Here is a 13,278-nt window from a genome sequence, read left to right on the forward strand (position 1 = left end):
TCAGTCCTCGTCTTCCTCGACCACTTCGGGGTCGCTCATCGCGCTCTGGAGGCTGTCGAGACCGTTTACCCACTCGGTGACGAGTCCGTATTCGAGCTCTTCTGTCACCGCCATGTCGAGTTCGTCGCCGTCGATGATGCGCGTCCCGGCGGCCGCGACCAACCCGAGCGCGGAGTCGAGGTCCTCGGCCTCCTCGGCCCGGCCCGCTTCCACGACGTACTCCTCGACGGTCGCCTCGTCGGCGGGACCGTTCGCGACGTACTCCTCGGCGGCGTAGAAGACGCAGACGAGACTCGTCTGGACGCCGTCGATGAGCATCGCCTTCTCGTCGCTCTCGAACTCGACCTCCGAGAGGACGACCTCCCGGATGTCGGCGAGTTCGCCGAGCGCCTCCTCGTCGTCCACGTCGCCGTCGTCGAACGCGGTGACGATTTTAGCGACGGCGATAGCCACGTCGTCCTGTAGATTGAGCAGGAGACGGGCCGAGTCCTCGTTCTCCGGGTCGATGTCCTCCTCGCGGATGCGGTCGAGCCAGTTTTGCCAGCGTTCGTCGGAGTAGAACTCCTCCGGGGGCGCGCTCATATCATCTTCGAACGTTGCGCGACTCATAAATCCTGCGAGGCTGAGTTCGCCGTGTGAAACTGTCGCTTTGTGATATTCGGCCGTGTTCGGCGCTCTGCTACCGTTCCAGCGTCGATTCGGACCGGTTCAGTGTCGATTCGGTGTCGATGTCGTACACGCGCGCTGGCGTCTCGACGTGGGCGGTTCGAATCGCGTCGTCGTACCCTTCTTCGCGGAGCCACCGGACCCGACGGGGCACCGTCTTGGGCCCCATAACCGCACCGGGGCGGTCGGGGTCGTCCACGAAGTCGGTCTCCATCAGGAAGGGGTCGCCGCCCTCGGCGGCGACTTCGAGGCGGTCCCTTTCGCTCATCACGCTCGGGGTCGGTCCGGCGAGTCGCCCCCCGGCGTAGTGCTTGACGACCTTCTCGCGCGCGAGTCCCGCGTCGGCGGCCCAGTCGGCGATTTCGGTCAGGTCCTCGCTCGCCTCGGTGTGGAGTTGGACCGCACAGTCGTTCGCCGCGCCGAGCGCGAGGCCGTGCCGGAGGACCGCGTTCGACGCCTCCCACACCGACTCCGAGACTTCGTAGTGCGGGCGACCGGTCTTGAGCGCGAGTGCGTCACCCGCGGCAACGTACTCGGCCGCGCGGTCGAGTCCGGCCGCCATCAGGTCGCGGGCCTCGTCGGGCGCGAACCCCCGGTCGTCCACCAACTTCGAGACGAGACCGGGGTGGACGCCCAGCACGGGCCACGCTCGACCGTCTAAGATTTTGTTCGCGCGTGCGACCACGTCGAGCGTCGTCTCGAAGACCGGCCGGAAGTCGGCTCCCTCGTCGGGTTCGACGCCGAGAAGCCACGAGGGCTTGTTCACCACGAGCAGGTGGGTGCCGCCGCTCCGCGCGAAGTCCTTCACGGCCTCGACTCCCCGGCCGTGGTCGGGGTCGAGGTGGAGGTGATTGTCGAGGACGGGCGTTCCGAGGTCGTCGTTCATGCGCGTGGATTCGGGGTCGAAGGTGGAAAATTCGGTGGTTTCGATGTGGCGGTTCGCACGCCAATTGTAGATTCTCTTGCGAAAATTCGTGGTGAGTACGCACCGAAGACGGCGGAATTACCAACAGCCAGAAAGCCCCCGCCCGGTCGCGGTCGCTGTGCAGGATATTTGCGCCTCTCCGCACCGGAAGACAAACAACGTCTTCCGAGGTCACCCTCGCTTCGCTCGCGTGACCACCGCCCGGCGCAAATAGTGGCCTGCACAGGCGACTACATAAACGCGACCGGGCGGCCCCTTTCATTCCTCCCCACCGATTGTGTCATCGGCCGTTTCCGGCAGCCGTGTCACCGAGCGAAGTCGTCTGCAAATGCGACCAACGAGGCGCTCAAGAGCCTCGGGCACACAGATTCACGCATGGACTTCGAGGACACTGACCCCCGCCGGATTCGGTCGCTCGCGGTCACGACCGACGACGTGGTGGCGGCCTACGAGGCGCGCCAGCGGAGCGCGCGCCGGACGGTCCTCCGGGCGAATCCGCCGCTCTCGGGTCGGATGCGCGCCCGACTACACGTCGCGGACGCCGAGGTCGAGGAAACCGACGCCATCCACCTCGACCCGGCGCGCCTCGTCAGCTCGGACGTTCCGGCGTACCCCTCGCCCGACGACACCGAGGACGCGCTCCGGGCCGACCCCGACGCTGAGTTCTCTGTCGAGCGCCACCGCGAGCGCCACGTCGCAGCGGTCGAGGCGTGGCGCGAAGCGGTCGCGTCGTCGGTCGTCGAGTCGGTCGAACTCCGGGTCGGCGACGAGACCCACGCGGTCGAAATCAAGACGCTCGGGTGACTACTCCTCCAGCACGTACGCTTCGTGGGCCGCGTTCCTGAGAGCGTCCGACCGGCCGTGTTCGCCCGGCGCGATTGCGACCGTCTCGACGCCGTTCCGGGCCGCCTTTTCGAGGACCGGCTTGAAGTCGGTGTCGCGCGAGGCGATTGCGAGCACGTCGAGGCCGTCGGTGAGCGCGAACTCGGTGGCGTCCACCGCGAGCTTCACGTCCACGTCGCCGCTGGTCACGACGACTTCGAAGCCGCGGGCTTCGGCGGCCTGAATCAGTCCGGGGGTCGCGTGTTCGTCCACGTAGAGTCGCGTCACCGCCAATCGGCCGAGTTCCTCGGCCGCGGTGCGCACGTCGTCCAAATCCACGTCGAACTCCTCCCGGAGGACGTTCGGGCCGTCCACGAACAGCGCGACGGTCGTCTTCTCGGAGAAGAGCGAGCCCAACGGTTGCATGCGCGGACGTAGCGGGCGTTCGGCTATAGCCGTGGCGGTCCGCACTCGTCGTCGGTGTCGCACTCCGGTTCCCCGTTCTTGATTTTATGCCAACATATTTAAAATCAGTAAATTAGTATTGAAATAACATTTTATTTCGCAATAGATAAGATTTAAATAACTACGGTTGCATTCGTAGGATGTAGTATGTCAGACGACAGCACACAGCGGTTCAATCGCCGTAGTTTCCTGAAAGCGACGGGTGTGGCCGGTGCGGCTGCCGCACTCGGTGGCGTCACGGCAGCGACTCCCGGCCGAGACCCCGGCCCGAAAGAGAACGAGATTCTCGTGGGTGTTTCGGCTGGCGCAGGCGACATCGAGGGAAAAGTCACCTCGCACGTCCCCGGCAACGCCGAAGTCGTTCACAAGAACGAGAAGCTTCGGTACGTCGCCGTGAAGTTCCCCGAGCAGGCCCCCGAGACGGCCCAGGAGAACTTCATCGAGGCCATCACGAAGAAGGACGGCATCAAGTACGCGGAGGTCAACGAGACTCTCGAGGCCCAGTACACCCCGAGCGACCCCGACTTCGGTGACCAGTACGCGCCCCAGCAGGTCGGCTCCGACCAGGCGTGGGACACCACGCTCGGTGACTCGGACGTCACCATCGCGGTCGTGGACACCGGCGCGCAGTACGACCACCCGGACCTCGAAGCCAACTTCAAGTCCAACCCCGGTCAGGACTTCGCCGACGGCGACGACGACCCGTACCCGGACGCGCCCAACGACGAGTACCACGGTACGCACGTCGCTGGCTGTGCGGCCGCAGTCGTGGACAACGACACCGGCGTCGCTGGGCAGGGTAACTCCTCGCTCATCAACGGCCGCGCGCTCGACGAGTCCGGCGGCGGTTCGACCGCCGACATCGCGGACGCCGTCGAGTGGGCCGCAGACCAGGGCGCGGACATCATCAACCTCTCGCTCGGTGGCGGCGGCTACACCGACACGATGAAAAACGCCGTGTCGTATGCGACCGACAACGGCGCGCTCGTCATGGCCGCGGCGGGCAACAGCGGTTCGCAGGGCGTCAGCTACCCCGCGGCGTACGAGGAGTGTGTCGCGGTTTCGGCGGTGGACGACAGCGAGAACCTCGCGTCGTTCTCCCAGTACGGTTCGAGCGTCGAACTCACCGCACCGGGCGTGGACGTGCTCTCGACCACGACCGAGGAGCGCGGTTCCTACGAGACGCTGTCGGGCACCTCGATGGCGACTCCGGTCGCGTCCGGAGTCGCCGGTCTGACGCTCGCCCAGTGGGACCTCTCGAACGCCGACCTCCGCGCCCACCTCAAGGACACTGCGAAGGATATCGGACTGTCGGACGACGAGCAGGGTAGCGGTCAAGTCGATGCCTACGCCGCGGTCACCACTGAACCCGGCAGCGGCGGCGACGACCCGGACGACCCCGATGACCCGGACGACCCGGACGACCCCGATGACCCGGACGACCCGGACGACCCCGATGACGGCGACGAGACGAGCGAGACGCTCAGTGACTCGCTGTCGAGCTACTACGACTACGACGACTACACGTGGTCGTGGGAGTACAGCAGCCCGAGCCGAATCGAAGTCGTGCTCGACGGTCCGAGCGACGCCGACTTCGACCTCTACGTCAACGAGGGCACCACGCAGAACGCCTCGCCCGACAACTACGACTACCGCTCCATCAGCACGAACAGCCAGGAGACCATCACCATCGAGAACCCCGACACCTCGACGGAACTCCAGATCAACGTGGACTCCTACAGCGGGTCGGGTAGCTACGACGTGACCATCACCGAGACCAACTAATCGGGTTTCGGTTCGCGACGGTTCCCCACTTTTTTGCGGACTGAGTCGAGTCGTTCGAGCGGTATCGCCAAGCCCGGGTTCCACATCGGTGCCGTCCCAACGTTCAAGTACGAAACCGACCCCAACTCGGAGCGACCGGCGCGTAGAACGCACCTGCCGGTCCGATACCATGACGAACTGTCACAACTGCGGTCACGCCGGTCCGTTCGTACTGCTCGCCGAATTCGCGCTCGCGGTCCCGAGCGACCCGTCTGACATCGAAGCGTCGGTTCGCGCGCCCCCGAACGGCGGGGACGCCGCGCTCGCCGACCTCCGGAGTCGCGGCGACTGCTCGCTCGCGGTCCAGTGTCCGACCTGCGACAGCACCGCGGTGGGCGTCTCGGCGACCGAACTGCTCGCGCGCTACGGGTCGAGCACTACGTCGTAGCGGTCGGCGACCGCCCCACCACTCTCGTTGGTCCAGACCACCAGCGGCGCGTCCGCCTCGCGAGCGACTTCCGTGAGGCGGCGTTCGAGGCGGTCGGCGACCTCCTCGGCCCACCACGACGCGATTTGGTCGCGGTCGCAGAGCCACACCGTCGTCGGGTCGCGCTCGTGGGCCAACTCCGCCACGCAGTCGGCGGCACGACGGACATCTGCGCCGTCGTATCGCCGCACCGTCCGGCCGCTCGGAACCTCGGCGGTCACGTACAGCGGCGCGCGTCGCCGGGTCGCGCCGAGCGACGCGGCGACGCCCGGCGCGACCGTGACTGTGTTCGGCGGCCGGGGCGGCGCCGAACCCCGGACGAGCGCGGTTTGCCCGCCGCTTTCGTACAGCACACGCCTGAGTTGTTTCATAGTCTTTCCCGTCATTATCAACTATCTCGTCGGAATAGCTAAGAATCCATAACAGTACCGATTTCGAAATTATTCGTGAATGAGTTCCGACGAATCAACCCACTCCGACGACGAAATACTCGGCGTGACGACGATTTCGGACCGCTGGCGAATCAGCCTCATCAAAGACGTTCGAAACGCGTTCGCGGAGTCGGACGTCGAGGTAGAGGAAGGTGACAAGCTCGTGTACAGACTCAAAGACGGGCAAATCGTCATCGAATCCGCGTAAACTCCGTGAAACTGTCGGCGAACTGCCGACCGTAGTCTTGATAGTCGAAATAGCTAAGAATCCATAATAGTACCGCGGCCGAAGCTACTGGTAGATGTCCGACGACGAATCCGAAGAAAAGATACTCGGCACGACGACAGTGACCCAGCGGTGGCGAATCAGCCTTATCAAAGCGGTCCGCGAGGAGTTCGCCGAGAACGACGACCCCGTCGAAGAGGGTGACCGACTGGTGTACAAGCTTCGCGACGGCGAAATCGTAGTCGAACCCGCCTGAGCGGTCGGCTCACTTCTCCGTTCGACCACCCGGAAGACAAACCATTACGTGCCGGGCGTCCGAAGGTCGCCCCATGAGCCTTCGGAAGCCGCCACTCAGCGACGTACACGACGCGCGCGGCGCGTCGTTCACCGGATTCGGCGGGTGGGAGATGCCCGTCGAGTTCGACTCGATACAGGACGAACACCGCGCGGTCCGCGAGGAGGCGGGCATCTTCGACGTGTCCCACATGGGTGAGATAGAGGTGTCGGGGCCGGACGCCGAGCAATTGATGCAGAAGCTCACGACCAACGACGTGACCGCCCTCGACGCCGGTGACTCCCAGTACGCGATGATTACCGACGAGGACGGCGTGATTCTGGACGACACCGTGGTTTACCGGCTTCCCGAGGCCGAGGACGCCGAGTTCCTGTTCGTCCCCAACGCGGGCCACGACGAGGAGATGGAAGCCCGGTGGACCGACCACCGCGACGAGTGGGGCCTCGACGCCGAGGTGTCGAACGTGACCCACGACTACGCCATGTTCGCGGTCCAAGGTCCCGACGCGGTGGCCCTCGTGGGCGACGCGACCGCCGAGACGGTTCGGGACCTCTCGAAGTTCGAGGCCAAGTACGCCTCGGTCGCGGGCGTCCGATGCTGGGTCGCCCGAACGGGATACACCGGCGAGGACGGCTTCGAACTCCTCATGCCCGCGGCGGACGCCGAAACGGTCTGGTCGGCGCTCGACTGCCAGCCCTGCGGTCTCGGCGCGCGCGACACCCTCCGGATGGAGATGGGCTTTCTGCTCTCCGGGCAGGACTTCGACCCCGACGAGAATCCGCGAACCCCCTACGAGGCCCGGGTCGGCTTCACCGTGAAACTCGACACCGAGTTCGTGGGACGGGACGCGCTCGAACGCGTCAAAGAGGAGGGCGTCGAGGAGAAGTTCGTGGGCATCAAACTCGTGGACCGCGGCATCGCGCGCCACGGCTACGACGTGACCGACGCCGACGGCGAGGTCATCGGCGAAGTCACCAGCGGCACGATGAGTCCGACGCTGAACGAACCCATCGCGCTCGGCTACGTCCCGACCGAGTACGCCGACGCCGACACTAACGTCGGCGTCGTGGTTCGCGGCCAGTCCAAAAAGGCAAAGATAGCGAACACACCATTCATAGGTGAGAACTGATGAGCTTCGACGTACCCGACGACCGGAAATATCTAGAATCGCACGAGTGGGTCGCCGTGACCGACGGAACCGCAAAACTCGGAATCACCGACTTCGCGCAGGACGAACTCGGCGACGTGGTGTTCGTGGAACTCCCCGGGGAGGGCGACGACCTCACCGCGGGCGAGGAGTTCGGCGTGGTCGAGTCCATCAAGGCGGTGTCTGACCTCTACTCCCCGGTGAGCGGCACCGTCGTCGGCGTCAACGACGCGCTCGCCGACCAGCCCGAGCTCGTCAACGAGGACCCGTTCGGCGACGGGTGGATGGTCGAACTCGAACTCGACGACGAAGGCGAACTCGACGACCTCCTGAGCGCCGACGAGTACGGCGACCAGATCGCGTAGTCGGGCCGCACTCGCGGGGGCGTTCGCCTGCCGAACTCGACTGAGAGCGAGTCGGTCCGAGCGATGGCCGCCGACACCTCTCGCGGCAAGCCGCGACGAATTCCTCGCATGTTAAAAGGGTTCACTCCTTAGCTTCGGCCACATGAGCGGACGAAACGAGCGGGGAAGTCCGTACGCCCCCCACACTGCCGCCGAGACCGACGCGATGCTCTCGGCGGTCGGGGTCGAGGGCGTCGGCGACCTCTTCGACATCCCCGAGCAGGTCGCGTTCGACGGGGAGTTCGGCATCGAATCGAGAAGCGAGCGCGAGGCCGAGCGTCACGTCGCGGGCCTGCTCGCGCGCAACGACGACCTGACGGAGTTCCTCGGGCGCGGCCACTACGAACACTACGTGCCGTCGCTGGTGGACCACATCTCGGCGCGCTCGGAGTTTCTGACCTCCTACACCCAGTACCAGCCCGAGATTACGCAGGGGTTCCTCCAGGCGCTGTTCGAGTACCAGTCGATGCTCGTGGAACTGACGGGCCTCGAAATCGTGAACGCCTCGATGTACGACCACGCGACCGCGCTCGCGGAGGCCGCCCTCCTCGCGGCGCGCGTCCGTCAGACCTCCGGCGACCGCGTGCTGGTGCCCGAGTACCTGCTCGACGCCCGCCGGGACGTTCTCGAAAACTACACTGACGGCGCGGGTCTCTCGGTCGAGACCTACGCCACCGACGACGGAAACGTGGACCCCGACGCGCTCGCCGAGACCATCGACGACGACGCGGTGCTGGTGTACGCCGAGAATCCGACTGCGCTCGGTACCGTCGAGGAGAACCTCGACGCGGTCGGACGACTGGCCGACAACCACGACGCGCTGTTCTGTCTCGGGTCGGACCCCGTGGCGCTCTCGGTGCTTCAGGAACCCGAATCGGTCGGCGCCGACGTGGTTGTCGGTGACGCCGCCGCGCTCGGTCTCCCCACGGCGTACGGCATGGGACTCGGCCTGTTCGCCTGCCGCGACGACTTCGTCCGGCAGGTGCCCGGTCGGTTGGTCGGCGCGAGCGAAGACGACGCCGACCGCCGAGCGTACACCCTCACGCTCCAGACTCGCGAACAGCACATCCGCCGCGAGCGCGCCACCAGCAACATCTGCACGAATCAGGCGTGGGTCGCGCTCCGGACCGCCATCCACGCGGCGTACCTCGGACCCGGCGGTCTCGTGGACCTCGCGAACGACTGCGTGACTCTCGCGGCCGACCTCGCCGACCGTCTCGACGCAGTCAAGGGGGTTCAGGCCCCGGTCCACGACCGCCACCACTTCCGGGAGTTCGTGGCTCACACCGACCAGCCAGCCGTCGCAATCGCCGAAGACCTCGAAGCCGAGGGGTTCGCGGTCCACGCGGTCGGCGAACACCACGTGCAGGTCTGCATCACGGACGCGAACGAACACGCCGCCGACGCCCTCGTCGCGGCGTTCGAGGAGGTAGCATGAACTACGACCAAGCCCGGTGGACCCACGACGCGAACGGCGAATCGACCGCCGACCAGTACGAACCCCTGCTCTCGGAGAAGAACACCGAGGAAGTCGCGGTGGACTCGCCCCTGCCCGACGACCTCACGCGCGACAGCCTCGAACTACCGGACCTCTCGGAACCCGAACTCGCGCGCCACTACACCCGACTCTCCCAGATGAACTACGGCATCGACTCCGGACCGTACCCCCTCGGAAGCTGTACGATGAAGTACAATCCGAAGTTCACCGAGGACGTGGCCGCGCTCGCCGACGCCGCGGTCCACCCCGACCGGTCGGACCGGAGCGTGCAGGGCACGCTCGCGCTCCTCGACGGGCTTCAGGACTACCTCGCGCGAATCGGCGGGATGGACGCCGTGAGCCTCCAGCCCCCCGCTGGCGCGGCGGGCGAGTACACCGGCATCCTCGTCGCCAAGGCGTTCCACGAGCAGAACGGCGAGGGCGAGCAACGCGACGAAATCATCGTCCCCGACAGCGCCCACGGCACCAACTTCGCGAGCGCCGCGCTCGCGGGCTACGACGTGGTCGAACTCCCGTCGGGCGACGACGGCCGCGTCGATTTGGAGGCGCTCGAAGCCGCCGCGAGCGACCGGACCGCGCTGTTCATGCTGACCAACCCCAACACGCTCGGCCTGTTCGAGCGCGATATCGGGGAAATCGCCGGAATAGTCCACGACGCGGGCGGCCTGCTCTACTACGACGGCGCGAACCTCAACGCCCTGCTCGGGCAGGCCCGACCGGGCGACATGGGCTTCGACATCATGCACTACAACGTCCACAAGACGTTCGCTACGCCTCACGGCGGCGGCGGCCCCGGTGCGGGACCGGTGGGCGTGACCGAGCGACTCGCGGAGTTCCTGCCCGCACCGCGAGTGCGCGAGCGCGACGGCGGGAAGGAGTTCGAACTGTTCGACCCCGAAAACACCGTCGGCAAGGTCCACGGCTTCGAGGGCAACTGGCTCGTCCTCGTGAAGACCTACGCCTACATCGCGCGCCTCGGCGACGAGGGACTCCGTGACGCCTCCGCGAAGGCGGTGTTGAACGCGAACTACCTCGCGAGCCAAATCGACTACGACATCCCGTTCGGGCCGTTCCACCACGAGTTCGTCGCGAGCGCGGGCGACCAGGACGCCGCCGACGTTGCGAAACGGATGCTCGACTACGGCGTCCACCCGCCGACGACGAAGTGGCCCGAAATCGTGCCCGAGGCGCTGATGACCGAACCCACCGAAATCGAGGGCAAGGAGACGCTCGACCAGCTCGCCGACGCCTTCAATTCAGTCGCCAGCGAGGACGACGAGACGCTCGAATCCGCGCCGAACCGTACGACTGCCCGGCGCATCGACCAGACGAGCGCGGCCCGGAATCTGCGGCTGTCGTGGCACGCGCTCGAAGAAGAGGAGTGACCGCCCCGACAACCGACTCGGCCGCTCAGAGAACCGACGCGAGTTCCGATTGCACGTCTTCGGGTTCGAACGGCTTCGTGACGTAGCCGTCCGCGCCAGCCTTGATTGCCTGCTTCATTTTGCTCTGTTGGTCTACGCTCGTCACCATCACGATGGCTGGCGGATTCTCGCGGGACTTGATTTCGGCCGTCGCCGTCACGCCGTCCATCTCGGGCATCATGATGTCCATCGTGACGGCCTTGGGGGCGTGTCGGTCGAACTGCTCGACGGCTTCGTTGCCGTTCGCAGCCTCGCCGACCACGTCGAAGTCGTCTTCGAGGGCCTTCCGGACCATCGTGCGCTGGAACTCGCTGTCGTCTACTATCAACACGTCGGGTGCCATTCGTTACTGTAACGGGGCACCTATCGAGGCATAAATATTTCTCGTCCGAAAGTGGGGTCGACCTCGACCCGCCGGGGAGTTCGAACCCCTATTCGAGGAACGTCGGTTCGGTCGCCTTCGATTCGGTCTCCTCGGCGAGGTGGTCGCGGAACGCCTCCACGTCAACGTCCTTCTCCTCGCGCTCTTCGCGGTCGCGAACCGAGACGGTTCCGGCTTCCTCCTCGTTGTCACCGACCACGAGCATGTAGGGAACGTTGTCGTCGTGGGCCTGCTGAATCTTCTTGCCGACCGTCCACGACCGGTCCTCGATTTCGACCCGGAAGTCGCCGAGGTAGCGGTTCTGAAGCTGTTTCGCGTAACCGAGGTTGTCGTCGCTCACCGGGAGGATTCGGACCTGCTCGGGCGCGAGCCACGTCGGGAAGTTCCCGTTGAAGTGCTCGGTCATCACGCCCATGAACCGCTCGAACGACCCGAGGAGCGCGCGGTGGACCATCACCGGGCGATGCTCCTCGTTGTCTTTGCCGGTGTAGGTCAAATCGAGGCGCTCGGGGATGTTGAAATCGAGCTGGACCGTCCCGATGGTCCACTCGCGGCCGATGGCGTCGCGCGCGTCGAGACCGATTTTCGGGCCGTAGAACGCGGCTTCGCCCTCCTCGACGTCGTAGTCGAGACTCTCGGATTCGAGCGCCTCCCGGAGCGCGTCGGTCGCTTCGTCCCAGATTTCGTCGCTCCCGACCGCGTTGTCGCCCTGCGTTTCGAGTTTGTAGAGGATTTCGAGGTCGAAGTGGCCGTAGATGTCCTCGATGATTCGCAAGGTCTGGGTAATCTCCTCTCGAATCTGGTCCTTTCGGATGAACGCGTGGCCGTCGTCTTGGGTCAGGCCGCGCACGCGAAGCAAGCCCGAAAGCTCCCCGGACTGCTCGTTGCGGTACACCGTCCCGAACTCCGAGAACCGAACCGGGAGGTCCCGATAGGAGTACTGGTGGCGGTCGTAGATGTGAGCGTGGTTCGCGCAGTTCATCGGCTTCAGGCCGTACTCGGTGTCGTCCTGCTCCCACGCGAACATCTCGCCCGCTTTCTTGAAGTTGTCGTAGTGGCCGGTGGGCTTCCAGAGGTCGGCCTTGTTGAGTTCGGGCGTCCACACCTCGTCGTAGCCCAACTCGTCGTTCTTCGTCCGGATGTACTCCTCCAGTTCCCGGCGAATCGTCATCCCGTTCGGGTGGTAGTGAACGCATCCCGGCGAGTGGTCGGGGATGGAAAACAGGTCCATCTCTCGGCCGATTTTGCGGTGGTCGCGCTCCTCGGCCTGCGCGCGGCGTTCGAGGAACTCCTCTAACTCCGCCTCGGTCTCGAACGCGGTGCCGTACACGCGGGTCAGCATCTCGTTCTCCTCGTCGCCGCGCCAGTAGGCCCCCGAGATGGAGAGCAGCGCGAAGCCGCCGATTTCGCCGGTGGACTCGACGTGCGGTCCCTTACAGAGGTCCTCGAACTCGCCCTGCTCGTAGAACGAGATGGAGTCTTCGTCGGCCGCCTCGGTTTCGAGAATCTCGCGCTTGAAGCGGTTGTCCTCGTACGTCTCGGCGGCGTCTTCGCGCGAGCGCTCGAACCGCTCGATTTCGAGGTCTTCGTCGATGATGTCGTACGCTTCGTCCTCGATGGCCTCCAAGTCCTCCTCGTCGAGTTCGACGCCGTAGATGTCGTAGTAGAAGCCGTCGTCGGTCCACGGTCCGATAGTCAGTTTGGCGTCGGGGTGGAGTCGCTGGAGCGCCTGGGCGAAGACGTGGGCCGCCGAGTGTCGAAGCACGTCGAGATACTCGTCGCTCGACGGCGTGACGATTTCGAGGCGTGCACCATCCGGTAGCACGCTCGCTTTGTCCACGAGGTCGCCGTCCACGACACCCGCGACGGTGTCCCGGCCCAGACCGGGACCGATTTCGAACGCCGCGTCTTCGACCGTCGCACCCTCCGATAGCTCCAGTTCGGAGCCGTCGGGAAGGACGATAGTGATTTCGCTCATACTTCGTTTTCCGTCCCGGCAGACGGATAACGCTTTCTAAGCACGGGCTTTCGTCGCTCGGTGGCGCTCGTCGCCTTGCGGTCGATTCGCCACGCGAGCGGTCCGTTCGAGCGTGTCGCACGTCCGAGGAGATTTAGTATAGCGATATAGAATTTATTTGTCCTGCGAGGGTCGTTCAACTCCGAGAAACAGCGATTCGACAGCTGAGTTCCTTGGCGATACCCCGTAGTGTGGCCGTGTCGAGATACTCAGCCGCTCGTGACTCTCCGACGGACCGAGCGCCACCGCAGGCGTATCCGCGACTCGTCCGCGAAACGGTCGCTTCGCTCCGCGTCGCTATCGAGCTCGGTACCGACCGTCGAAA

15 protein-coding genes are annotated in these 13,278 nt (G+C 65.3%); 9 read left to right on the forward strand and 6 right to left on the reverse strand.

The genetic code is table 11. The annotated features are described in order from the left end of the window. Nucleotides 1–582 (reverse strand): DUF2150 family protein, encoded by a 582-nt coding sequence (locus EKH81_RS08580; protein ID WP_132059457.1) that lies wholly within the window; start codon nucleotides 580–582, stop codon nucleotides 1–3. A gap of 97 nt (nucleotides 583–679) precedes the next feature. Next, complete coding sequence (locus EKH81_RS08585; RefSeq protein ID WP_132059456.1) at nucleotides 680–1,552, reverse strand: TatD family hydrolase; 873 nt, start codon at nucleotides 1,550–1,552, stop codon at nucleotides 680–682. 414 nt (nucleotides 1,553–1,966) lie between these two features. Between EKH81_RS08585 and EKH81_RS08590 the strand changes: the two genes are divergently transcribed. Beyond that, nucleotides 1,967–2,395, forward strand: coding sequence for a DUF8009 family protein (locus EKH81_RS08590; protein WP_132059455.1), 429 nt, complete (start codon nucleotides 1,967–1,969; stop codon nucleotides 2,393–2,395). Here the strand turns inward: EKH81_RS08590 and EKH81_RS08595 are convergent, their stop codons facing one another. Then, a complete protein-coding gene (locus EKH81_RS08595) occupies nucleotides 2,396–2,839 on the reverse strand; it encodes an NYN domain-containing protein (RefSeq protein ID WP_132059454.1) in 444 nt (147 codons plus the stop codon). 186 nt (nucleotides 2,840–3,025) lie between these two features. Between EKH81_RS08595 and EKH81_RS08600 the strand changes: the two genes are divergently transcribed. Together EKH81_RS08600 and EKH81_RS08605 are read left to right on the forward strand one after the other, a co-directional pair. Further along, nucleotides 3,026–4,663, forward strand: coding sequence for a S8 family serine peptidase (locus tag EKH81_RS08600; RefSeq protein ID WP_132059453.1), 1,638 nt, complete (start codon nucleotides 3,026–3,028; stop codon nucleotides 4,661–4,663). A gap of 169 nt (nucleotides 4,664–4,832) precedes the next feature. After that, nucleotides 4,833–5,090 (forward strand): hypothetical protein, encoded by a 258-nt coding sequence (locus EKH81_RS08605; protein WP_132059452.1) that lies wholly within the window; start codon nucleotides 4,833–4,835, stop codon nucleotides 5,088–5,090. On the opposite strand, the gene EKH81_RS08610 is transcribed toward EKH81_RS08605, so the two are convergent. Then, nucleotides 5,066–5,515 carry a hypothetical protein gene (locus EKH81_RS08610; RefSeq protein WP_132059451.1) on the reverse strand — a complete coding sequence of 150 codons (450 nt, stop codon included), beginning with the start codon at nucleotides 5,513–5,515 and terminating at the stop codon, nucleotides 5,066–5,068. The two genes, EKH81_RS08605 and EKH81_RS08610, sit on opposite strands and share 25 nt — an antisense overlap. Nucleotides 5,516–5,579: 64 nt before the next feature. Between EKH81_RS08610 and EKH81_RS08615 the strand changes: the two genes are divergently transcribed. The 6 genes from EKH81_RS08615 to gcvPB all read left to right on the forward strand — a co-directional run bounded on the left by EKH81_RS08615 (nucleotide 5,580) and on the right by gcvPB (nucleotide 10,515). After that, on the forward strand, nucleotides 5,580–5,768 hold the full coding sequence (locus EKH81_RS08615; RefSeq protein WP_132059450.1) for a hypothetical protein: 189 nt from the start codon (nucleotides 5,580–5,582) through the stop codon (nucleotides 5,766–5,768). A gap of 94 nt (nucleotides 5,769–5,862) precedes the next feature. Next, nucleotides 5,863–6,042, forward strand: coding sequence for a hypothetical protein (locus EKH81_RS08620; RefSeq protein ID WP_132059449.1), 180 nt, complete (start codon nucleotides 5,863–5,865; stop codon nucleotides 6,040–6,042). A 73-nt stretch (nucleotides 6,043–6,115) separates the two neighbouring features. Continuing rightward, a complete protein-coding gene (gene gcvT / locus EKH81_RS08625; protein ID WP_132059448.1) occupies nucleotides 6,116–7,210 on the forward strand; it encodes a glycine cleavage system aminomethyltransferase GcvT in 1,095 nt (364 codons plus the stop codon). Continuing rightward, a complete protein-coding gene (gene gcvH / locus EKH81_RS08630; protein ID WP_132059447.1) occupies nucleotides 7,210–7,593 on the forward strand; it encodes a glycine cleavage system protein GcvH in 384 nt (127 codons plus the stop codon). Before gcvT ends, gcvH begins: the two co-directional genes overlap by 1 nt. Nucleotides 7,594–7,735: 142 nt before the next feature. Beyond that, nucleotides 7,736–9,070 (forward strand): aminomethyl-transferring glycine dehydrogenase subunit GcvPA, encoded by a 1,335-nt coding sequence (gene gcvPA / locus EKH81_RS08635; protein WP_132059446.1) that lies wholly within the window; start codon nucleotides 7,736–7,738, stop codon nucleotides 9,068–9,070. Beyond that, nucleotides 9,067–10,515 carry an aminomethyl-transferring glycine dehydrogenase subunit GcvPB gene (gene gcvPB, locus EKH81_RS08640; RefSeq protein WP_132059445.1) on the forward strand — a complete coding sequence of 483 codons (1,449 nt, stop codon included), beginning with the start codon at nucleotides 9,067–9,069 and terminating at the stop codon, nucleotides 10,513–10,515. The genes gcvPA and gcvPB overlap by 4 nt, the downstream gene beginning before the upstream one ends. A gap of 25 nt (nucleotides 10,516–10,540) precedes the next feature. Here the strand turns inward: gcvPB and EKH81_RS08645 are convergent, their stop codons facing one another. Together EKH81_RS08645 and thrS are read right to left on the reverse strand one after the other, a co-directional pair. After that, the gene (locus tag EKH81_RS08645; protein ID WP_132059444.1) at nucleotides 10,541–10,897 is read right to left on the reverse strand and encodes a response regulator; all 357 of its coding nucleotides are present in this window, start codon (nucleotides 10,895–10,897) and stop codon (nucleotides 10,541–10,543) included. Nucleotides 10,898–10,985: 88 nt separating this feature from the next. After that, nucleotides 10,986–12,914 (reverse strand): threonine--tRNA ligase, encoded by a 1,929-nt coding sequence (gene thrS / locus EKH81_RS08650; RefSeq protein WP_132059443.1) that lies wholly within the window; start codon nucleotides 12,912–12,914, stop codon nucleotides 10,986–10,988. Between the last annotated feature and the right edge of the window lie 364 nt (nucleotides 12,915–13,278).

It is taken from the genome of Halorussus amylolyticus, from assembly GCF_004143485.2.
Lineage (GTDB): Archaea > Halobacteriota > Halobacteria > Halobacteriales > Haladaptataceae > Halorussus > Halorussus amylolyticus.